Below are 20,868 nucleotides of genomic sequence, written 5' to 3' on the forward strand. Positions count from 1 at the left end.
TGACCTGCGGCCGGCCGGGGTACGAGGTCGCCCGCATGGCGCGATCCCCCGGCGCGCGATCCCCCGGCCCGACCCGGGGGTTGACCCGATATCCGCACCGGCCGCGCACTCGTACCGTGCGACCATGACCACCACGAGCACCGGCGCATCGCAGCCGCCCGCGGCATCCGACCCGACCGGCACCGTCGATCCCACCGCCCCTGCCCCCGCCCCTGCCCCTGCAGCGCAGCCCGCGGCCCGTCTCGGCACCCGCATCGCCTGGGTCTGGGTGCTGCTGTCGTCGCTCGCGATCGCCGCGTTCGCGGTGACGCCGTACCTCACGGCCTCGCTGCGCTCGCTCGCCGAGTCGCCGTCCGGCGGACTCGCAGGCAACTACGCCGAGCAGCCGTGGCCGATCCAGCTCGCGCTCTACGCCCACATCGTCGGCGGCGGACTCGCGCTCGTGCTCGGGCCGCTGCAGTTCTGGCGCAGCCTCCGCACGCGGCATCCGCGCGTGCACCGCTGGACGGGCCGCACCTACCTCACCGCCGTCGGCATCGGCGGGCTCGCCGCGCTCGTGATCGCGCCGGTGAACGATGCTGGCCTCGTGGGCCTGTTCGGGTTCGGCGGGCTCGGCGTCGTGTGGCTCCTCACCGGCACGCTCGCCTACCGCGCGATCCGGCGAGGGGATGTCGCGAGCCACCGCGCGTGGATGATGCGCAACTTCGCCCTCACCTACGCGGCCGTGACCCTGCGCATCTGGATCCCCCTGCTCATCGTGGCGCAGCTGCCGTTCACGAGCGGCGCCTTCGACTTCGACGCCGTGTTCGCGAACGCCTACGCCGCGGTGCCGTTCCTCTGCTGGCTGCCGAACCTCCTGGTGGCCGAGTGGCTCATCGCTCGTCGCGGGCGGCCGGCATTCCGGCCGGCAGCGGTCGCGCTGCCTGCCGCGGGCTGAACGCCGCCCGGACTACACGGCCGGCCACCACGCCTCGTCGGTCCAGAGCCCGAGCTCCTGCTCGAGCGCGGCCCCGACCCGGAAGACCACGGCGTCGTCGTAGGTGCGCCCGACGATCTGCACGCCCGTCGGCACGCCGTTGGGCGCGCGTCCCGACGGCACGGCGAGCACGGGCACCCGGCCGATGACGTTGAACGGCAGGGTCATGAGCTTCGAGAACACCGCCGCGCTGTCGATGCACGGTTCGTCGGCGGCGAGCCCGGTGGTCGCGATCGTCGGGCAGATCAGCACGTCGTAGTCGGTCATGAGCTCGGCGAAGGGTCGGTAGAACGCCGACTCGGCTTCGAGGCCCGACACGTAGTCGCCGCCGGTCGCCGCCGACGCGGCGAAGGCGCGCGTGTACGGCATGAGCTGGTCGGCGCGCGCCGGGTCGCCCTCGGCGATCGCCTCGATGAACGGTCCCATGACGGCGCCGAAATGCGGCCACGCGGTGGCGAGCGTGCGCTCGGGCCCCCACGGCAGCTCGACGAGGTCGACGACGGCGCCGGCCGCGACGAGTGCGGCGCCGACGGCCCGCGTGTTCGCCTCGATGGCCGGGTCGACGTCGTAGCCGCCGAGGTCGAGGCAGAGGGCGATGCGGATGCCGCTGAGCGACCCGATCTCACCCGACACCGCCGAGACCTCTCGCAGTGACGCCGCGTCGCCGACCCACGGGCCCGAGATGACGTTCTGGAGCAGCGCGACATCCGCGACGCTGCGGCCCATCGGACCGTCGGCGCAGTACGTGTCGGAGTTGAACGGCGCCATGCCCGGCACCCGGCCGAAGGGCGGCTTGAAGCCGACGACGCCGCAGAACGACGCCGGGATGCGGATCGAGCCGCCGATGTCGGAGCCCGTGGCGAGCAGCGTCGATCCGGCCGCGAGCACGGCGCCCGAGCCGCCCGACGAGCCGCCGGGCGTGAAGTCGGGGTTCCACGGGTTGCGCGTCACGCCCCAGAGCTTCGAGTGCGTCACGGGTGCGCAGCAGTACTCGGGGGTCGTGGTGCGGGCGTGCACGACCGCGCCGGCCGCCTGGATGCGCTCGACGATCGGGTGCGTCTCGGTCGCGACGTTGCCTCGTTCGAGCAGGCATCCGTCTTCGAGCAGGTGACCGGCGATCGGCTGCTCGTCCTTCAGCATCAGCGGGACGCCCTCGAGCGCGCCGACGGCGCGACCCGCGGCGAACCGGGCTTCGGATGCCGCGGCGCGCGCCCGCGCATCGTCGACCCACTGCTCGGTGATGGCGTTGATCTTCGGCTCGGTCGCCGCGGTGCGGGCGAGCACCGATTCGAGCAGGTCGACGGGCGAGAGCTCGCGGCGTCGGAGGAGCTCGGATGCGCGGGTGGCGGTGAGTCGGAACAGATCCATGGGTGCCCTTTCAGACATGCGTACGCCGTACGGTTCCGTACAGTGTACGGACGATACTCTTGCACGCATGGCGTCACGTCAAGAGGCATCCGCAGACCGATCCGCAGCCACCCAGGCCGCGGCCCGACCGACGATGACGCGCACCGACGTCACCACGGCCGCGATCGCCCTGGCCGAGCGCGACGGCCTCGACGCGCTCACGATGCGCCGCCTCGCCGCCGAGCTCGGCTGCGCGCCGATGAGCCTCTACACGCACGTGCGCAATCGCGACGACCTCGTCGACGCCATCGTCGCCCGACTCATCGAGCGGCTCGGACTGCACGAGGTTGCGGGCGAATCGTGGCAGGAGTCCGTGCGGCGGACCCTCCGGGCATATCGCGAGCTCGCGGTCGCCCTGCCCCGCTCGTTCGAGCTGCTCGCACTCGCGCCCTACGACACGACCCCGGTCGCGCCGCACCTCGCCACCGTGATCGCCGGCCTCGAGCGCAGCGGGCTCCGACCCGAGCAGGCGCGCCAGATCCTCGGCATCGTCGACGCCTACGCCACCGGGTTCCTCGTGGTCTGGGCGCGCAGCCGACCCGAGGGCCGGGCCGCAGCGCGGGGCGCCGCGGCATCCGGTGCGCCCGATGCACCCGAAGCGGGCGATCTCGCGGGCATGCGCGAGCTCGCGACGTTCGACCACGGTCTCGAAGCCCTCATCGCGGGTCTCGACGCGACGCTGGTGCAGCCCGCCTGATTTCGATGCCGGTCGAGGGCGGGTCGCTGCAGCCTCGAATCCCGGCCCGCCGCTCCCTGTCCTCGAAAGGGTCCGCTCCTCGACCGGCGGGAGCCTCCGTGCAGATCTCCGTGCACGGCACGGATGCGGCACCGTGCGCCCGCCGCGACACTCGCTCCATCAGTCACCACGGCCGCGTCGCTTCGACGGGCCACCGACCAAGGAGCACCGCATGACCAGCACCACCCCGACCACTGCAACCCCGATCACCGCAACCGACGCGGATCGCGAACTCAAGGCCAAGCACCGCAGCATGTGGGCGTCGGGCGACTACCCGACGCTCGCCTCCGACCTCATCTGGAGCCTCGGGCCGCGCGTCGTCGCCGCGACGGGCGTGCACGAGGGCGACCGCGTGCTCGACATCGCGGCCGGCAGCGGCAACGCCTCGATCCCGGCCGCCGAGGCCGGCGCAGAGGTCGTCGCGAGCGACCTCGCCCCCGAGCTCTTCACCGTCGGGCGCCGCAAGGCCGCCGAGGCCGGCGTCGAGGTCGAATGGCGCGAGGCCGACGCCGAGGACCTCCCCTTCGAGGATGCCGCGTTCGACACCGCGATCTCGACCGTCGGGATCATGTTCGCCCCGCACCACGAGGCCGCGACCGACGAACTGCTTCGCGTCGTGCACCCCGGCGGACGCATCGGCATCCTGAGCTGGACGCCCGAGGGCTTCATCGGCCGCATGTTCGGGGTCATGAAGCCGTACGCCCCGCCGCTGCCCGAGGGCGCGACGCCCGCCCCGCGATGGGGCGACGAGGCGCACGTGCGCTCGCTGTTCGCGGGAGAGAGCGGCGAACAGGCCCGTGTCACCGACGTCGTGGCCGTGAAGGACACGGTCGAGATCGACCGGTTCGCGAGCGGCGCCGAGTTCCGCGACTACTTCAAGACCAACTACGGCCCGACGATCGCGGTCTACAACCGCATCGCCGGCGACCCCGAGGCCGTACGGGCGCTCGACGAGGCGCTCGCCGCGCACGGCGACGAGGAACTCCGGGCGGGCGCGACCGGCGCCATGCACTGGGAGTACCTGCTCGTCACCGCGACCCGCTGCTGAGCGGGCGCCGCCCGCGCGACGCGCAACACCGCAACATCTGCAACATCCGCAACACGATTCGATGAAGAAGGAGCCACCCGTGAACCTCAGCGATCACTTCTGGGTGCACGAGATCCAGTCGGCCGGCGAGGCGGCCATGATGCGCGACCTCGAACGGCGCCGCATCGCCCTCGAGCGAGCCGCGGAGATCACCGCCGCGAACGTCGTCGAGGCACGGGGGGCGGATGCCGCGGCTCCGGCCGCGACCAGGGCTGGCGCCCCTGCGGCCGCCGTCGCCTGACGGCCGCATCCCCGGAACGGACGGGCGGCATCAGTGCGAGGGATCGCACTGGTGCCGCCCGTCCGTGTCGGTCCTAGAATGTCGCCGTGTCGAACCCGCGTCTGACACCGCGCGAACGAGCCGTGCTCGCCGCCATCGAGCGGCGCTTGAACAACCCAGAGATCGCCTCCGAGATGTTCATCTCGGTCCGCACGGTCGAGAGCCACATCGCGAGCCTGCGTCGCAAGCTCGACGCCGAGACGCGCGCAGAGCTCGTCGCCGCGTCGATCGGCCTGCGCGAGACCTCCGTGACGGTGCCCGAGAACGCGTTCGTCGGGCGCGAGGCCGACCTCGGCCGGCTGGGCGAGGCGGTCGACGCGCACCACTGGGTGACGGTGACCGGTCCGGGCGGGGTCGGCAAGACCCGGCTCGCACTCGAGTTCGCCCGCACGTCCGGCGGTGTGCCCGTGGTCGTCGAGCTCGAACATGCGGAACCCGTCGACGTCGTCGCCCGCATCTCGCGGTCGCTCGACCTGGAGTCGGCCACGGGCGTCGATGCGCTCGGCGCCGTCGCGACCTCGCTCGGAACCCGCCCGTACCTGCTCGTGCTCGACAACGTCGACCGCGTGGGCGCCGCCGTCGGCGAGGTGGTCGCGCGCGCGACCGTGCTCGCGCCGGCGCTCCGCGTGCTCACGACCTCGCGCACGCCCATCGGCGATGCGGCCGAGACGGTGGTCTCGCTCGCCCCGCTCGCGGCCGACGGCCCGCACTCCTCCGCCGTCGCGATGTTCTTCGAACGCCTCGGGCCCGGCGCGGTCGCGTCACCGCCGACCCGCGCCGAGCGCGCGCAGGCCGCACGCATCTGCGCACGACTCGACGGCCTCCCGCTGGCGATCGAGCTCGCGGCATCCGTCGCCCGCCATCTCTCGCTCGCCGAACTCGCCGAACGCCTCGAACGCGACTTCGCGACCCTCGACCGCGCCGCGCCCGGCGGACGCCACCGCACGCTCGAGACCGCCTTCGAGTGGAGCTGGGACCTGCTCGACGCCGACGAGCAGGACGTGCTGCGCCGCCTCGCCGCGCTGCCCCGGACCTTCGACATGGACCTCGCGCTCGCGGTCACGCACCCGGGCGCCGACGGCACCGTGATCCGGTTGCTCGACCAGTCGCTCATCGTCGCGACCGGCGGCACGCCTCGGCGGTTCCGCCTGCTCGAGGTGCTGCGCGACTTCGTGCGAGCCCGCACCGACGAGGACGTCAGTCGCGAGGTGCTCGAACGGCACGCCGTGTTCATCGAGGCGATCGTCGTGCCCTTCGCCCGGCGCGCGCGGCTCGACGACAGCCTCGAGGCGATGCACGCGTCGGAGATCCTCTGCCCCGAGGTCAACGCGGCCGTGCGCTGGGCGCGGGCCACGCGGCATCCGACCGCCCTGAGCCTCGCGTCGTCGCTCGGCATCGGCGTCGAGCAGTACGGCTCAGACGTCGACAGCGTGCGCACCCTCGCCGCCGTCGCGCACGACGCCGACGTGATCGCCGACGCGACGCCGCAGCAGCTGCTGGCGCTCGGCGTGGCCCTCACGTTCCTCGACCTCGACGCCGTCGCCGAGCTCGCCGAGCGCGCCCTCGCCGTCGCCGTCGACGACCGCGACCGGCTCGCGGCACTGCACCTGGCCGGCATGGCCGACGCCTACCTCGAGCGTCAGGATGCCGCGCTCGAACGCCTCGCCGAGGCCGAGGCGCTCGCCGAACGCCTCGGCGACCACTGGGAGCTCGCCGCCGCGCGGCAGATGCGCGGCGTCGCCCTGCGCGCCACCTCGCCCGAACGGGCGATGGCCGACTTCGCGGCGGCCATGCACGACTACGGACGCGCGGGCGACGCGATGCACGTGAACAACGCCCGCTACATGATCGCCCTGACCGCCGCCGAGGCGGGCCTCGACCTCGACCGCGCCGCCGAGCTCGCCGCCGAATGCGTCGACTACGCCCGCGCCTCGCACAACGAGCACGAGCTCGCGCACGCGGCCCTCGTGCAGCAGCTCATCGGCCGGGCGGATGCCGCGCTCGAACTCGACGAGCTCGTGCACGAGTTCCGGCGATTCGGCGACGCCCGCTGCTGGATCCGCATCCTCCAGGTGCAGGCCGAGCAGGCGCCCTCGGAGCCCGGGCGCCGGACGCTCCTGCTCGAGGCGCTCGACCTCGCGCGCGGCGTGCACGACGAGCACCGCGAGTCGGCGATCCTCGCGAGTCTCGCGCTCGCGACGCACTGACGCCCTGCGCTAGCGTGAGCGCAGCGGTGAACTGAGGAATCGTCACCGGCATGGCCCGAGAGGAGTCCGGCATGACGAGCGACGACATCCGCGACGTGCGGAACGGCCTGCTGGTGTTCATCCCCGGATTGCCGCCGCGCACGCGCGCCCGCCCGCCGTGGGACGAACTCATCCGGCGCCTCCGCCGCGACCTCGCCCCGAACTGGCGGGTCGTCGTCTTCGAGCACGGCCTCACCGCCACCTCGCGCGTCGACCTCGACTCGGTCGTGCGCTCGCTCGCGGCGCAGATCCGCGACTGGGCGGGCGAGCTCTCCGAGGACATCGAACCGCCAGACGGCATCCTCCTCGCCGGGCACAGCTTCGGCGGCGTGCTCGCCCGGGCGGCGTACCTGCACGACGCGTCGGATGCCACGGGGCCGGTCGACACCTCGGCCGCTCGCACCGCCTCGCAGGCCGCATTCGGCCGCGCCGCGGCATCCGACGCTCGAAACGACCCGGAGGTCGCGAGCGCCGAGCCGCCCGCGTCGGCGCACCGCTGGCCGTCGCTCGTGCGCCGGATCGTGCTGCTCGGCAGCCCGAACTCGGGGTACCGCCGCGAGGCGCCCGGCAACCCGCTGTCGTGGCGCCTCGCCTACGAGATCGCGACCCCGTTCGCCGACTTCACGATCGAGAAGGTGCAGGCCGGCGGGTACTGGATCACCGACCTGCGACTGCGCTGGCTCGACGCGTTCCAGACCGAGGCCGAGCGTCCGACGGTCGTGCAGGTGCTCGGCACCGAGGACTCGCTCGTCACGCACGAGGACATCCTCGACCAGCGGTTCATGCCGGGCACCCAGGTCTACGAGATCCCGGGCGCCGACCACCCCGGGCTCATCCGCCTCGACACCGCACCCGATCCCGATCGACGATACGAGCAGGTGCGCACGGCGATCGTCGGTCGCGACGACGAACGGCGCAGGCAGGCGACACCCCGCGAAGACGGCCCGACCGCGTTCATCCTGCACGGCATCCGCGCATCGGCACTGCGGAGCTGGGTGCAGGACCTCGGCACGAAGGTCGGGACACTCGATCCGAAGGCGATGATCGTGAGCCCCGACACCGGCTACTTCACCGCCATGGAGTTCGCGCTTCCCGGCACGCGAAGGCGCAAGGTGCACGAGTTCCTCAAGATCTACGGCGACGCCTACGCGAGTCGCCACCCAGACGAGTTCGTGTTCGCCGGGCACTCGAACGGCACGTACATGATGGCGCAGTCGCTCGGACGGGTGCCGTCGATGCGGTTCGAGCGCATCTACCTCGCGGGCACCGTGCTGCCCCGTCGATTCGACTGGGACGGCCTGTTCCGCAATCGGCAGGTCGGGCGGTGGACGAACGGCAGCTGGACCAAGGGGCACGTGCGCAGCGACCGCGGCGTGACCGACGTGCCCGTCGGCGTGCTGTGCTCGCTGCTCCGCGGCCTCGGCAGCGTCGACATCGGCACCGCCGGGCTCTCGGGCTTCGAGAACACGGCCCCGTGGCCGATCGATCAGGCCCGCACGGTCAAGGGCGGGCACGGTGCCGCGCTCGCGACCGACGAGCAGTTGGACCGCATCGCCGAGTTCGTCGCGAAGGGGACGAGTTCGACCCCCTACACCGACGATTCCGAGGGCCCGCCACGGCGGTGGAACGAGGAGTTCGAGGCGTCGGCCCCCTTCGACTGGCTCAGCCGCTTCGTCGGCCTGCCGCCGATCGCGTGGGGTGCGGTCATCGGGGTCGGTGCACTCGGCGCGACGGGCCTCGTGCGGCTCGGGCGGGCCAAGGGCGCCAAGGTCGCCGTCGGCACCGGGGTCGGTGCGGCGACCGCGATCTGGGCGCTGCTGCGCTCGATCTGACGACGGATGCCGCGGGCGCGCGCCCGGTGATCGTGCCCGGTGATCGTGCCCGGTGATTGTGCCCGAACGCCGACGAGAGGATCCTGAGACCATGAGCGACCGTGAGCAGTTCCTGGTGTGGGTGCAGAGCGAGTTCGTGCGAGCCGAGCGCGCCATGTACGACGGAGACGACGGGCCGCGTCGCGCGGTCTGGTCCGAGCACGAGCCCGTCAGCGTGCTCGGCGCCTGGCGCAACGCCACCGACCGTGCCGAGCTCGTCGAGGCGTTCGACCTCGCCCGCGGCGTGCACGACGAGCACCGCGAGTCGGCGATCCTCGCGAGTCTCACGGTCGCGACGCCCTGACTGCAGCCGACCCGAACCGACGAGGGCCGGCTTCGCGTCGCTCCATGCCGTACGGATGCCGGCCGGATCAGCAGACCCGGCGTCATCGGCGGTCTGCCAAGTGGGCAGTCCTCCCCGTCGACGCCCGCCGCAGGCCGCAGCTAACCTGACCGCCGTGCCGGGCCTCCGGCCGAGAGGAGTTCCCTTGTCCACGAACGCCGCATCGCCCCGCCGCCGCATCGCCGGCACCGCCTCCGCGATCGCCGCGTCGATCGCGCTCGTGCTCGGCACGCCGTCGATCGCCCAGGCCGCCCCGCTTGCGCAGGGCCTCTACAAGGCGCCATGGGAGGTCTGCGTCTTCCAGGTCGATGCGGCCTCCAACGGCGGCGGCACGAGCTACGTCTCGGCCGACCGGTGGAAGGCGCTCGGCTACCCGGCGGTCACCACGAGCCAGCAGTTCGCCCGCGAGAAGTCGTACATCTACAAGAACTCGACGTCGTCGCACGAGATCTTCGCCGACACGTCCCGGTTCTCGAGCACCCCGTGCGGCGCGCACAAGCTGACCTTCGCCGAATGGCAGGCGATGGGATCACCGGCCCCGGTGGCGATGAACGCACAGTTCTACAAGCTCAACGGCAGCGCGACGATCTACGGCCGCATGTTCACGCTGGGCTCGACGTACGTGCCGACGCTGCGCGCGATCACGTACGCCGAGTGGACCGAACTCGGGTTCCCGACGCCGCAGGTCGTCTCGACCCTCCCCTGACCTCGCGGGCGCCGCACGACCAGCGGCGAGTCACCCGGCGAGCGCCGGCATGAACGCATCCCACGCGCGACGGCGCTCCGCCCGCGGATCGGATTCGATGCGATCCGAGGCGTCGATCACGAGCGTCGAGCGGGTGGTCTCGTCGTAACGGGGCCAGGCCGGCCCGGGGTCGCCGTGCTCGACGAAGTGCAGCCAGCGATGCCGCATCCGCTCGCCCGCGGCCGCGTACTCCTCGTAACCGCCGAGCGAGGTGATGACGCGGGCGAGGGGTACGTCGGTGCGGTCGAAGAGGGCGAACATCTCGACGCCGTGGGTCGCGTCGAGTCCGACGAGCTTGAGCAGTCGCGGCGCGAAGTCGAACCGGTACGACCAGACGGGCGCATACCGCGATCCCGTGTCGGCCACCCGCGTGCTCGGGTACCAGAAGCCGTAGTCGCCGCCGAAGTCCGCCGCTGAACGCCGGGCCGGAAGGTCGGGCCACACGTCGCGCATCACCTGCCGCGCATGCCCGGGGGCTCGGGCGAAGAGGTCGGCGATGCGACTCGGCGTGCGCGGCAGGATGTCGACGCGGCCCCGGAAGATCGACCCCTCGCGGTCGTTCGTGCCGATGACGAGCGGCACGCGGTGCGCACGGCCCTCGCGGAAGGCGACGAACGGCCGCTCGGGCACGACCGTGCCATCGATGACCGGGGCGAAGCAGAACGCTCCGGGGTAGAGGTCGGGAGTTCGCACCTGCAGGGCGACGGATGCCGCGACGAGGTCGTCTGCGTCGGCGCCCGCCAGGAGCCGCTCCGGCGGCGCGGCGACGCGTTCCGGTGCGACCTCCCGCACGGCCTCACGCAGGAGCGCGAGGTACTCGGCGGCCCATCGCGCCGAGAGCTCCCGCGGGTAGACCGCGTCGGGCGGCGGGCTCTGCGCGATGGCCCCGGAGAAGAGTCCGCGCACCGACGGCATCGTCATGAGCGTGGTGATCGCGTTGCCCCCGGCCGACTCGCCGAAGATCGTGACCCGCGTCGGATCCCCGCCGAACGCAGCGATGTTCCGGCGCACCCAGCGAAGGACCGCGACCTGGTCGCGCAGCCCGAGGTTGGCGTCGAATGCTCGGCGCCCGGTGCTGTACCGGGTGAAGTCGAGGTAGCCGAGCGCGCCGAGGCGGTAGTTGAAGCTCACGTAGACGACCCGCCCACTGCGCACGAAGCTCTCGCCCTGGCCCGAGAAGTCGCGCGAGGAGCCCGCGCTGTAGCCGCCGCCGTGCACGAACACCATGACCGGCAGTGCGGGCGCGCCCGCCTCGCGCTCGAGGGCCGACACGTTCACCGTCAGGCAGTCCTCGTCGGTCTTCGCGAGCACGGTCGCCGGGCGCGCCAATCGCACGACCCGGGCCTGCGGGGCGATCGCGCCGAACTCGCCCGCCGCGCGGACGCCTCCCCATGCCCGCACCGGAACCGGCGCCCGGAACCGGAGCGGGCCGGTCGGCGGGGCCGCGTACGGCATGCCGCGCCACGCGAGCAGCTCGCCCTCGCGCACCCCGCGCACGACGCCCCCGGTGACGCGGACCTCGAGTCCGTCGCCCGTGCGGATGCCTGCGGTCATGCCCCTACGCGGCTCACCACCCCATTCAAGGCCCGCGACCGGGGAACCGCCAGTGGTGAAGAGTCGAGGGGAGCGGGGCGGGGCCTCGCGAGGCGGCGCCCGATCCGAGACCGGATGCCGCGAGCCGGCGCCGGGCGTTCGAACCCGGTGATTGTGCCCGAACGCCGACGAGAGGATCCTGAGACCATGAGCGACCGTGAGCAGTTCCTGGTGTGGGTGCAGAGCGAGTTCGTGCGAGCCGAGCGCGCCATGTACGACGGAGACGACGGGCCGCGTCGCGCGGTCTGGTCCGAGCACGAGCCCGTCAGCGTGCTCGGCGCCTGGCGCAACGCCACCGACCGTGCCGAGCTCGTCGAGGCGTTCGAGGTGCTCTCGGCGAGCTTCTCGCACTGCACCGACTACGCGTTCGACCTGATCTCGTTCGACGTCATCGGCGACCTCGCCTACACCGTCGGCTACGAGCGCGTCTCCACGTCGATCAACGGCGAGGCGCGCACCTTCACGCTGCGCGCGACCCAGGTCTACCGGCGCGAGTCCGACGGCTGGCACGTGGTGCACCGGCACGCCGACCACGCCGGCTGACCGACGACGCCCGCCTCGGCGGCACGCGGGTCCGGGACATCGCGATGAACTCCGCGGGAACGACCGATGAATCCCCCCGAATGGGGGCCAGAAGCTCTACCGTGGTGGTGCACCCGATCTCGCATCCTCCGACGAAGGAGCTTCCGCATGACCACGAGACGACGCACCACGATCACCCTCACCGCCGCGGCGGTCGGCACCGTCGCCGCCCTCGCCCTCGGAGGCGTTCCGGCCCTCGCGGCGCCGGCCGCGACATCCGGCCTCCCATCGAACGACTCCTCCGGCGACCGGCACTCGCGCATCGCCGAACTGCTCCAGCGCGGCTCGACCGACCTGCGCATCGCCACCTACAACCTCTCGCTGAACCGCGCGACGGCGGGCGAGCTCGAAGCCGACCTCTCGACGGGCGACGACGTGCAGGCGCAGACGGTCGCCGAGGTCATCCAGCGCGCGAACCCCGACATCGTGCTGCTGAACGAGTTCGACTACGTGCCCGACGGCCGTGCGGCCGACCTGTTCCGCCAGAACTACCTCCAGGTGCCGCAGGGCGGGGCCGAGCCCGTCGAGTATCCGTACGCGTTCGTCGCGCCGTCGAACACGGGCGTGCCGAGCGGCTTCGACCTGAACAACGACGGCACCGTGGGCGGGGGCGACGACGCGCTCGGCTTCGGCCTGTTCGAGGGCCAGTACGGCATGGTCGTGCTCTCGAAGTTCCCGATCGTGACCTCGCGGGTGCGCACCTTCCAGAACTTCCTGTGGAAGGACATGCCGGGTGCGCTGCTGCCCGACGACCCGGCCACCCCCGCGGCGAACGACTGGTACACGCCCGAGGAGCTCCAGGTCGTGCGACTGTCAAGCAAGTCGCACTGGGACGTGCCGGTCAAGGTCGGCCGCTCGACGGTGCACGTGCTGGCGTCGCATCCGACTCCCCCGACCTTCGACGGCGCCGAAGACCGCAACGGCAAGCGCAACCACGACGAGATCCGGTTCTGGTCGGACTACGTCTCGCCCGGCAAGGCGAAGTACATCGTCGACGACCAGGGGCGCCGCGGCGGCCTCGGCATCACGCAGCCGTTCGTGATCCTGGGCGACCAGAACGCCGACCCGCTCGACGGCGACTCGGTCGACTCGGCGATCGACCAGCTGCTCGACAACCGGCGCATCACCGACCCGCTGCCGACCTCCGAGGGGGCCCTCGAGGCATCGGCGCTGCAGGGCGGAGCGAACGCGGCCCACGAGGGCGACCCGCGCTACGACACCGCCGACTTCGCCGATACGGCGCCCGGCAACCTGCGCGCCGACTACGTGCTGCCGTCGCGCGTGCTGTTGAAGGTGCAGGATGCCGGTGTCTTCTGGCCGGTGCAGGCCGACCCGCTGTCGCGGCTCACCGGGGTCTACCCGTTCCCGAGCAGCGACCACCGCCTCACATGGGTCGACCTCCGCGTGCCCGGCTGGACCGGCTGGATCAGCTGATCGCATCGGGCCGAACGCACGCCGGCTTGCCGAACCGGCAACCCGGCGTGCGCTCGGCCGCTCCGGTTCGTACGCTCGTCACGACGAAGGGAACGTCCGCGAATGAGTCGAGACGAGCACAACCACGAGCACGAGCACGGCGCAGGCGCCGCTGCCCCCGCTGAGATGTTCGAGCCCGATGCGTGGGACGAGCGCTACTCGGGCGACGCGCAGGTCTGGAGCGGGCGGCCGAACGCGCAGCTCGTGGCCGAGGCATCCGCCCTCTCCCCCGGAAGCGCGCTCGACGTGGGCTGCGGCGAGGGCGGCGACGTGATCTGGCTCGCGCAGCAGGGGTGGCACGTAACCGGCGCGGACTTCTCGGCGAACGGCCTCGCCCGCGCGGCGCGGCACGCCGAGGAGGCGGGCGTCGCCGACCGCACGGACTGGTGGCAGGTCGACGCGCGCACCTTCGACCCCGCGGGCCGGCAGTTCGACCTCGTGACGACGCACTTCCTGCACCCGCCGGAGGCGGGCATGGTCGAGGTCGCCCGACGCCTGGCGCAGGCCGTCGCTCCCGGAGGGCATCTCCTCGTCGTCGGGCATGCCCCGTCGCCGATCTTCACGCACCTGTCCGCGAGCCACCGCGACGCGATGTTCCTCGCCGAGGATCTGCTGCCCGCGCTTCCCGCCGACTTCGAGGCGGTCGTCGTCGAGCAGCGCCCGCGCTCCGCCGTGCGCGACGGCGCGACCGTCGACATCGAGGACGCCACGCTCCTCGCACGCCGCGCTCGCTGACGTTGACGCTGACGCGCCTCAGGTCGGCCGACCGAGGTCAGGCTCCGCGCGCCTCACGGCCCGCGTCGTCGGCCTCGGCCGCCTGCGCGACGCCGGCTCCGGCGCGCAGCCGTTCGGGGTTCGGGGCGGCCGTGCTCTCGCGGAGGATGATCCGCGGTCGCTCCGACGAGTAGAGGCGATCGCTGGTGTCGTCGATGACGTGCAGCAGCAGTTGGAATCCACGGCGGCCGAGGCCGGCGAAGTCCTGCTCGGCCGTCGTGAGCGGCGGCGACCACATCTCGGCGAGCGGGTGGTCGTCGAACCCCGCCACCGAGACATCGTCGGGCACCCGCAGGCCCGCGTCGGCGAGCCCGCGCATCACGCCCATCGCGATCTCGTCGTTGCCGCAGAACACGGCGGTCACGCTCGGGTCCTCGGCGAGGCGCCGACCGATCTCGAGTCCGGTGCGCGGCTCCCAGCCCGCATCGTGCGTCTCGGGCACGGGGGCGCCGGCCTTGCGGAGCGCGCGTCGCCACCCGGTCGTGCGGCCGTCTTCGCGTCGCGAGGGCGGAACGCGCACGTGGTGCACGGTGCGGTGGCCGAGGCCGAGCAGCAGGGTGGTGAGCTCCTCGGCGGCGCGCGCCTCGTCGAGCACCGCCTGGGGCACGCCGACGTCCCGCACGCCCGAGAGGGCGACGACCGGGATGTCCGCGGGCAGGCGCTTCAACGCCGCGACCCCGGGCGGATCGAACTTCAGGATCACGACACCCGCGATCGACTGCGTCATGGTCGCCGTGATCGCGCGGTCGACCTCCTCGTCGTCGGCGGTCTCGACGACCGTGATCATGACCGTGTAGCCCGCGGCGCGTGCCGCGACCTCCACGCCGCGGATCGTCTCGGCGTACCCGTACCTGGAGGTGTCGCCCGCGATGACGGCGATCACCTGGGAACGTCGCGACGCGAGGGTGCGGGCGGCGGCGCTCGGCCGGAAGTTGAGTTCCGCGATCGCCGCCTCGACGCGCTCGACCTTGGCCGGGCTCACGCGGGCCGCCCCCGTCAGCACCCGGGAGACGGTGGGCACCGACACACCGGCCCGCGCCGCGACATCCGCGATCGTGGCGTTCTTGGTGTTCATGCGTGACCCGTTCGTTCGTGGCCCCGGCGTCACTTCACGGCACCGCCGGTGATGCCGGAGATGATCTTGCGCTGGGCGATCATGAAGGTGATCAGCAGCGGCAGGCTCATCAGGATGATGTAGGCGAAGATCAGGTGCCAGTTCTGAAGATAGAGCCCCGAGCTCGCGACCTGGTAGAGGTTGAGCGGCAGCGTGTCGAGTCGGCCCCCGACGACGAAGAGCGCGTAGAAGACGTCGTTCCAGATGTAGAGGCAGATCAGGATCGTCGCCGTGGCGAGCACGGGCATGAGCAGCGGCAGGATGATCGTGACGAACACGCGCACGGGCGAGGCCCCGTCGACGCGCGCGGCCTCTTCGAGCTCGGGCGGGATGGTGCGCACGAACCCGGTGACGAAGAAGATCACCGTCGACAGGTACATGCCCATGTACACGCAGATCATGCCGATCGGCGTGCCCGCGAGGCCGAGCTGGCGGAGCAGGAGCACGATCGTGACCACCGCGGGCGGCAGCACGATGCCGCTGATCGCGAGCGCGTAGACGATCGCGAGGGCCCGGCTCGAGCGCCGCGCGAGCACCCAGGCCGCCATGGCGCCGAGCACGAGCACGCCGAGCACCGACGGCACCATGACGAGCAGGCTGCCGAAGAACGCCGGCAGCATCTTGCCGTCGGTGAACACGGTGGCGAAGTTGTCGAACAGCTGCCACTCGGTCGGCAGGCTGAGGTTGGGGTTGAGCGCCTCTGCCTGGTTCTTCGACGCGGTCACGATGACGAGCCAGAACGGGATGCCGAGCAGGAGCACGGCCGTGAGGACGGCGACGACCGGCTGCACGATGCGACCGAGGTGCAGACGCCGGCCCCGGCCTTCGGGGAGGTCGGTGCGAGTGCGGCGCGCGCTGCGGGGTCCGTCGCCGCCGCGGGTGACGATCGCGCGGGTCGAGTCGGTGGTCAGGGTCATCAGAGGACGTCCTCTCGCTTGCGAAGCGTGCGGATGACGGGGAACGCGAGCACCGCGACGAGCAGGAAGAGCACCAGGCTCATCGTCGTCGCCTGCGCGAACAGTCCCTGTCCGAACGTTCTGAAGATGAAGATGTTGAGCAGTTCGGTCGTGCCGCCGGGCCCGCCGGCGGTCGTCGCCTGCACGATGTCGAAGCCGTTCATCGAGCCGAGCAGGGCCGTCGCGACGTTGAACGTGACCGCGGGGGCGAGCAGCGGGAACCGGATGCTGCGGAAGGTGGTCCACCAGCTCGCGCCGTCGAGGCGGGCGGCCTCCAGGATGTCGCCGTCGATGGTCTTGAGGCCCGCGAGGTAGATGAGCATCGACAGGCCCATCCACTTCCAGGCGTGCACGAGCGCGACCACGACGATGGTCCAGGTGGTGCTGCCGAGCCAGGCGATGTCGACGGGCTGGCCGATGATCGAACCGATGATCGAGTTGACCGCGCCGTCGGGCTTCAGCATGGCCTGGAAGATGTAGCCGACGGCGAGCGCCGACATGATGACCGGGATGAAGAACGCGACGCGGAGGCCCCGGTTCAGCGGGGTGTCGCGCTCGAGCAGGAGCGCGAGGGCCAGGCCGAACACGTTCTGGAAGACGGCGACGAGCACCGCGTAGACCAGCGTCACCCAGAGCGCGCCGAGCAGCTGGCCGCTCGAGAACAGCGAGACGAAGTTGTCCCAGCCGACGAAGTTGATCCCCGACTTGAAGCTCGACCAGTCGGTGAACGCGTAGACGAAGTTGAAGACGGTCGGGATGAAGAAGAACACCACCAGCACGACCAGGGCGGGGATGAGGAACCAGAGCGGGTGATCCTGCTTGGCGCGGGGGCTCGCCGCGAACTCCCGGATGCCCCGGGCGCGGGCCGCGCCTTTCGAGAGTCCCAGAGTGGTGGTCATGGGTGTTGCCTTTCGAGGGAAGTGAGCGGTGCCGCGGGGCGCCGGAGCGTGCCGGCGCCCCGCGGCTGCGGGATCAGAAGCCCGCGGCGCCGATCGCCTTGGCGAGTTCGGCGAACTGCTTCTGCGTCGCCTCGCCCACCTCTGCGGTGGTCATCGTGCCCTGGATCAGGTCACCGAGGTTGAGGTACAGGTCGGGGTTCGCGATCGCGAGCGCCTGCATCGAGCCCACCGAGTCGGCGAGCGAGTCGCTGACGGCGAGGAGCGCCTGCGGCACCTCGGCCGACGAGTCGACGTCCGTCTGGAGCGACACGGTCGACTGCGCCTCGACGAAGTCGGCGTAGCCGTCGCCGAGCCAGTACGAGAGCAGCTGGCGTGCGCCGGCCTCGCGCTTCGCGTCACCCGTCTTGAAGGCGACGAGCGCGTTCGACTGGTCGGGGATGAACGTGCCGACGTTGCCGCTCGGCGAGATCGGGAAGAAACCGATCTTCTCGTCGAGCTCTGCGGTGTCGGCGAGCGACTGCAGCTGGCCGAAGAACGAGTTCACCTGCACGGCCATGGCCGCGTCGCCCGAGAGCAGCGCGGGGCCCTGGTCCTCGAAGGTCGCCGTCTTGAGGTTCTCGTTGAAGAGCCCCTCCTGGATCAGCGAGTCGTAGGTGTCGATCGCACCCTGGATGGTCGGGTCGGTGAACGTCTCCTCGTTCGCGTTCACGCGGTCCCACAGGCCGTCCTTCGCGGCATCCGCGAGCTGCACCTGCACCCACCACTGGGTCGCCCAGGGCGTGCCGCCGCCGAAGTCGAAGAACGGCGTGACGCCCTTCGCCTTCAGGTCGCGACCGGTCTGCACGAACTCGTCCCAGTTCGCGGGCACGTCGGTGATGCCGTTCGCGGCGAACACCTCCTTGTTGTAGTACACGCCCTCGACCGCGGGGGTCGTGATGAGGGCGGCGTACCGGGTGTCGTCGAGGATGCCGGTGATGTCGCGCAGCTCGGGCTTGTACGAGTCGAGCCAGGGCGCGTCGTCGAGCGGCTGCAGGTTGGTCGAGGCGTTGAGCGCGGTCAGCATCGACGCGGTCGGCTGCCAGAACGCGAGGTCGGGCGTGTCTCCGGTCGCGACCTTGGTCTGCACGCTCTGCTCGTACGGGTCGGGGATGGTGACCACGTCGACCTGGGCGCCCGTGAGCTCCTCGAAGCCCTCGACCACGCTCTCGGGGACCGTGTTCGAGTTCTGCGCCGCCCAGATCGTCAGGGTGGTGCCCGAGAGGTCGGCGTCCTGTGCCGGCCACTCCGCGGGGGCGGAGTCGCCACCGCCGGCGCCGGGGTCGGAACAACCGGCGAGGGTGAGTGCTGCGACGGCTGCGATGACCGCAGCGCCGCGGAACCTGTTCTTCATTGAATCGCTCCTTACTGTGTGATTATCCGATGCGCCCGGTGGGTCCGGTGACCGGCTGTGATGCAGTCCTCTCTGTCCGACTCGGGGTGTCGGTGGTGAGGCGAAGGGTGCGCGCGGCGAGTTCGCCGTCGTTCGCGCGCACGGTCAGGGTTCCCGTCGCGGCATCCCATGCGGTCTGCCAGGCGGGAAGGTCGGTCGGGAAGACGGCCTCGATGCGCACGTCTTCGCCCGCGAGGTGCGGGAAGGCCAGCTCGGTCGAGGTCGAGCCGTCGCGGCGCCAGATCGACACGAGGTCCGCGTCGGCGCCGCGGATCCCGAGGCTCACCCAGGCGTCGTTCCAGCCGGGCATGCCGGTGGGCCAGTGCGGGTGGCCGGCCAGCAGCTCGGGTCGCAGCGACTTCGCCACGGCGACCGCCTCCGCGACGAGGCCGCGGCGGCGGTCGTCCATGCGGTTGAGGTAGCCCGAGACGTAGAAGCGGCCGAGCAGGCCCGTGACGAGGCAGAACGCGACCTCCTCGTCGGACATGTCGGGCTGCGGGTAGGCCCAGCTCGCCGCCTGCTCGGGCAGTAACGACATGGGCGCGGCCGCGGCGATCGGCGGGAACTTCGTGAAGTCCTGCTGGTCGGAGGTCGACTGCATCGCGAGGCGCGACAGCATGGCGAAGTCCATGCGCATGGCTCCCGACGAGCAGCTCTCGATCACGAGGTCCGGATGCCGGTCGAGCAGCCCGTCGAGCCACGCGAGGTGGGCGCGGTTGTGCTCGAGCAGCCCGTCGCCGACACTGTCGGCGTCATGGTCGGTGCCGGCCCCGGGGTTGATGTTGTAGTCGAACTTGAAGAACCCGATGCCGAAGTCGCGCACGAGTCGGTCGACGACGCCGTCGAGGTGCTCGATGGCCGCCGGATGCCGCAGGTCGAGGTGGTAGCGGTGGTGCTCCACGATGCGCTGACCGTGTCGGAGCAGGAACGCCTCGCGCGGCAGCTCGTCGGCGATCGGGCTGCGCACGCCGATGACCTCGGGCTCGAGCCAGAGCCCCGGCGTCATGCCCGCGGCGCGGATCGCGTCGATCACCTCGCCGAGACCGCCGGGGAACCGGGTGGTCGACGGCAGCCACTCGCCGACGGTGTCCCACCAGTGCCCGCTGTCGTCGTACCAGCCGGCGTCGATGCAGAAGATCTCAGCGCCCACCTCGGCCGCCGCGGCCACGAGCGGCAGCAGCTTCTCGGTGGTCGGATCGCCGTTCAGCGTGTTCATGTAGTCGTTGAACACGACCGGCATGGCGGTGTTGTCGGGGTGCTCGCGGCGTGCCGCGCGACGGTAGTCGGTGAGCGCGGCGACCGCCTGCTCGAGATCGGAGCCGACCGCGATCGCCACCGGCACGGTCGTGAAGGCCTCGCCGGGCGCGAGCACCTTGGTCCACGACGAGTCGGTGTCGGTCGGGCCCGAGAGGCTGAAGTACCCGCCGCCGGTGTCCTCGCCGATCTCCCAGCGCCAGGCCCCGTTGTGCTCGATCTGCCAGAGCACTGCGAGCTGCTCGGCGCTCGACTCGACGCCGCCGACCGGCAGGTCGCGCCCAGTCGACCACGTTCCGTCGGAGGTGACGGCCCACGCGCCGCGCGGGTTGTGCCCCGTGAGGCCCTCCGCGAGGTGCGGGAAGTCGGGGCCGCGGAGGGCCTCACACGTCCAGCGCCCCTCGCCGAGCCAGTCGCTCGTGCCCGAGATGCGCTGCCAGCCGTCGAGCTTCTCGAGGGTCGAGCCGTCATGGGCCGTGAACCCAGCCGACCAGGAGGCGACCGACCGCAGCACCACGGGCTCGGCGCCGACGGCGGTCACCGTGACGGTGGCGCGGATCGCGTCGGGCGCGGTCGGGAGGGACTCGAAGACGGAGACGGCCTCGACGCCCGGCCCGGCCTGGCGGATGACGAGCCGCTCCGCGGTCGCCTCGTGGCCGACGTGGCGCAGCTGCGACCCGAGCTCGGTGTGCGCGAGACGGTCGGATGCCGGAAGCCGCCCCTGCCCCGCGGTGAGGATCTCGACGAGCGGCACGGCGTACACCGGGTGGCTCAGGCCGTGGCTCGCGATCTCGGCGACGCGCACCGGGGATTCGTCGCTCCACTCGAGGCGGAACGCGAGCGCAGGGCTCCCCCAGCTCACCTGTTCGGTCACGTCACTCCTCGTCTTCGGGGACTGTGCGACCAGGGTCCGGTCGCTTGATAGCGGTTTCAGGAATGACCATAGACGATTCTGAAACCGCTATCAAGTTTCCCTTGAAATCGCTATCAAACCTCGGTAGCGTCAGGCCCCGTGCGGTGGACCGCGCCCTGGACCGGCCGCGAACCGAGCACTGATCCGCACTCCGACACTCGATGAAGAGGGGAATCGACGACGATGAGAT

The 20,868-nt window shown here is 71.7% G+C and carries 18 protein-coding genes; 11 read left to right on the plus strand and 7 right to left on the minus strand.

Going from position 1 to position 20,868, the window contains the following annotated elements:
- Window positions 1–124: 124 nt before the first annotated feature.
- Window positions 125–937 (plus strand): DUF2306 domain-containing protein, encoded by an 813-nt coding sequence (locus GQR16_RS12235; RefSeq protein WP_157415419.1) that lies wholly within the window; start codon window positions 125–127, stop codon window positions 935–937.
- A gap of 12 nt (window positions 938–949) precedes the next feature.
- Here the strand turns inward: GQR16_RS12235 and GQR16_RS12240 are convergent, their stop codons facing one another.
- A complete protein-coding gene (locus tag GQR16_RS12240) occupies window positions 950–2,344 on the minus strand; it encodes an amidase (RefSeq protein ID WP_157415420.1) in 1,395 nt (464 codons plus the stop codon).
- 67 nt (window positions 2,345–2,411) lie between these two features.
- Here GQR16_RS12240 and GQR16_RS12245 point away from each other — a divergent pair, with 67 nt between their 5' ends.
- The 7 genes from GQR16_RS12245 to GQR16_RS12275 all read left to right on the plus strand — a co-directional run bounded on the left by GQR16_RS12245 (window position 2,412) and on the right by GQR16_RS12275 (window position 9,652).
- On the plus strand, window positions 2,412–3,080 hold the full coding sequence (locus tag GQR16_RS12245; RefSeq protein ID WP_170298483.1) for a TetR/AcrR family transcriptional regulator: 669 nt from the start codon (window positions 2,412–2,414) through the stop codon (window positions 3,078–3,080).
- Window positions 3,081–3,291: 211 nt separating this feature from the next.
- Window positions 3,292–4,167 carry a class I SAM-dependent methyltransferase gene (locus GQR16_RS12250; RefSeq protein WP_157415422.1) on the plus strand — a complete coding sequence of 292 codons (876 nt, stop codon included), beginning with the start codon at window positions 3,292–3,294 and terminating at the stop codon, window positions 4,165–4,167.
- Between the two features lie 79 nt (window positions 4,168–4,246).
- The gene (locus GQR16_RS12255; RefSeq protein WP_157415423.1) at window positions 4,247–4,447 is read left to right on the plus strand and encodes a hypothetical protein; all 201 of its coding nucleotides are present in this window, start codon (window positions 4,247–4,249) and stop codon (window positions 4,445–4,447) included.
- Window positions 4,448–4,533: 86 nt separating this feature from the next.
- Window positions 4,534–6,693: a LuxR C-terminal-related transcriptional regulator gene (locus GQR16_RS12260; RefSeq protein ID WP_157415424.1), complete on the plus strand. Its 2,160-nt coding sequence runs from the start codon at window positions 4,534–4,536 to the stop codon at window positions 6,691–6,693.
- Between the two features lie 71 nt (window positions 6,694–6,764).
- Window positions 6,765–8,564 carry an alpha/beta fold hydrolase gene (locus tag GQR16_RS12265; RefSeq protein WP_170298484.1) on the plus strand — a complete coding sequence of 600 codons (1,800 nt, stop codon included), beginning with the start codon at window positions 6,765–6,767 and terminating at the stop codon, window positions 8,562–8,564.
- 91 nt (window positions 8,565–8,655) lie between these two features.
- Window positions 8,656–8,907 (plus strand): hypothetical protein, encoded by a 252-nt coding sequence (locus tag GQR16_RS12270; RefSeq protein WP_157415426.1) that lies wholly within the window; start codon window positions 8,656–8,658, stop codon window positions 8,905–8,907.
- A 184-nt stretch (window positions 8,908–9,091) separates the two neighbouring features.
- On the plus strand, window positions 9,092–9,652 hold the full coding sequence (locus GQR16_RS12275; RefSeq protein WP_157415427.1) for a hypothetical protein: 561 nt from the start codon (window positions 9,092–9,094) through the stop codon (window positions 9,650–9,652).
- 30 nt (window positions 9,653–9,682) lie between these two features.
- Here GQR16_RS12275 and GQR16_RS12280 read toward each other — a convergent pair whose 3' ends face one another.
- A complete protein-coding gene (locus GQR16_RS12280) occupies window positions 9,683–11,245 on the minus strand; it encodes a carboxylesterase/lipase family protein (protein WP_157415428.1) in 1,563 nt (520 codons plus the stop codon).
- 186 nt (window positions 11,246–11,431) lie between these two features.
- On the opposite strand from GQR16_RS12280, the gene GQR16_RS12285 reads away from it, so the two are divergent.
- The 3 genes from GQR16_RS12285 (at window position 11,432) to GQR16_RS12295 (ending at window position 14,074) form a co-directional block, all read left to right on the plus strand.
- A complete protein-coding gene (locus GQR16_RS12285; RefSeq protein WP_157415429.1) occupies window positions 11,432–11,827 on the plus strand; it encodes a nuclear transport factor 2 family protein in 396 nt (131 codons plus the stop codon).
- Window positions 11,828–11,974: 147 nt separating this feature from the next.
- Window positions 11,975–13,300: an endonuclease/exonuclease/phosphatase family protein gene (locus GQR16_RS12290; protein WP_157415430.1), complete on the plus strand. Its 1,326-nt coding sequence runs from the start codon at window positions 11,975–11,977 to the stop codon at window positions 13,298–13,300.
- Between the two features lie 102 nt (window positions 13,301–13,402).
- Window positions 13,403–14,074, plus strand: a complete 672-nt coding sequence (locus GQR16_RS12295; RefSeq protein ID WP_157415431.1) for a class I SAM-dependent methyltransferase — start codon at window positions 13,403–13,405, stop codon at window positions 14,072–14,074.
- Window positions 14,075–14,111: 37 nt separating this feature from the next.
- Here GQR16_RS12295 and GQR16_RS12300 read toward each other — a convergent pair whose 3' ends face one another.
- From GQR16_RS12300 to GQR16_RS12320, 5 genes are all read right to left on the minus strand, one after another.
- Entirely contained in the window at window positions 14,112–15,188 is a 1,077-nt protein-coding gene (locus tag GQR16_RS12300; protein WP_157415432.1) for a LacI family DNA-binding transcriptional regulator, read from the minus strand.
- Between the two features lie 29 nt (window positions 15,189–15,217).
- Window positions 15,218–16,144 (minus strand): carbohydrate ABC transporter permease, encoded by a 927-nt coding sequence (locus tag GQR16_RS12305; protein ID WP_157415433.1) that lies wholly within the window; start codon window positions 16,142–16,144, stop codon window positions 15,218–15,220.
- Window positions 16,144–17,082, minus strand: coding sequence for a carbohydrate ABC transporter permease (locus GQR16_RS12310; RefSeq protein ID WP_246200783.1), 939 nt, complete (start codon window positions 17,080–17,082; stop codon window positions 16,144–16,146). Before GQR16_RS12310 ends, GQR16_RS12305 begins: the two co-directional genes overlap by 1 nt.
- A 73-nt stretch (window positions 17,083–17,155) precedes the next feature.
- Complete coding sequence (locus GQR16_RS12315) at window positions 17,156–18,472, minus strand: ABC transporter substrate-binding protein (RefSeq protein ID WP_157415434.1); 1,317 nt, start codon at window positions 18,470–18,472, stop codon at window positions 17,156–17,158.
- 22 nt (window positions 18,473–18,494) lie between these two features.
- Window positions 18,495–20,639, minus strand: coding sequence for a glycoside hydrolase family 36 protein (locus GQR16_RS12320; protein WP_157415435.1), 2,145 nt, complete (start codon window positions 20,637–20,639; stop codon window positions 18,495–18,497).
- Window positions 20,640–20,868: the final 229 nt, after the last annotated feature.

The organism is Agromyces allii, assembly GCF_009749385.1.
GTDB classification, from domain to species: Bacteria; Actinomycetota; Actinomycetes; order Actinomycetales; family Microbacteriaceae; genus Agromyces; species Agromyces allii.

Coding starts and splice junctions, on each gene's coding strand:
- GQR16_RS12235 (WP_157415419.1), top strand. CDS start 125: ATGACCACCACGAGCACCGGCGCATCGCAGCCGCCCGCGGCATCCGAC.
- GQR16_RS12240 (WP_157415420.1), bottom strand. CDS start 2,344: ATGGATCTGTTCCGACTCACCGCCACCCGCGCATCCGAGCTCCTCCGA.
- GQR16_RS12245 (WP_170298483.1), top strand. CDS start 2,412: ATGGCGTCACGTCAAGAGGCATCCGCAGACCGATCCGCAGCCACCCAG.
- GQR16_RS12250 (WP_157415422.1), top strand. CDS start 3,292: ATGACCAGCACCACCCCGACCACTGCAACCCCGATCACCGCAACCGAC.
- GQR16_RS12265 (WP_170298484.1), top strand. CDS start 6,765: ATGACGAGCGACGACATCCGCGACGTGCGGAACGGCCTGCTGGTGTTC.
- GQR16_RS12270 (WP_157415426.1), top strand. CDS start 8,656: ATGAGCGACCGTGAGCAGTTCCTGGTGTGGGTGCAGAGCGAGTTCGTG.
- GQR16_RS12280 (WP_157415428.1), bottom strand. CDS start 11,245: ATGACCGCAGGCATCCGCACGGGCGACGGACTCGAGGTCCGCGTCACC.
- GQR16_RS12285 (WP_157415429.1), top strand. CDS start 11,432: ATGAGCGACCGTGAGCAGTTCCTGGTGTGGGTGCAGAGCGAGTTCGTG.
- GQR16_RS12290 (WP_157415430.1), top strand. CDS start 11,975: ATGACCACGAGACGACGCACCACGATCACCCTCACCGCCGCGGCGGTC.
- GQR16_RS12295 (WP_157415431.1), top strand. CDS start 13,403: ATGAGTCGAGACGAGCACAACCACGAGCACGAGCACGGCGCAGGCGCC.
- GQR16_RS12300 (WP_157415432.1), bottom strand. CDS start 15,188: ATGAACACCAAGAACGCCACGATCGCGGATGTCGCGGCGCGGGCCGGT.
- GQR16_RS12305 (WP_157415433.1), bottom strand. CDS start 16,144: ATGACCCTGACCACCGACTCGACCCGCGCGATCGTCACCCGCGGCGGC.
- GQR16_RS12310 (WP_246200783.1), bottom strand. CDS start 17,082: ATGACCACCACTCTGGGACTCTCGAAAGGCGCGGCCCGCGCCCGGGGC.
- GQR16_RS12315 (WP_157415434.1), bottom strand. CDS start 18,472: ATGAAGAACAGGTTCCGCGGCGCTGCGGTCATCGCAGCCGTCGCAGCA.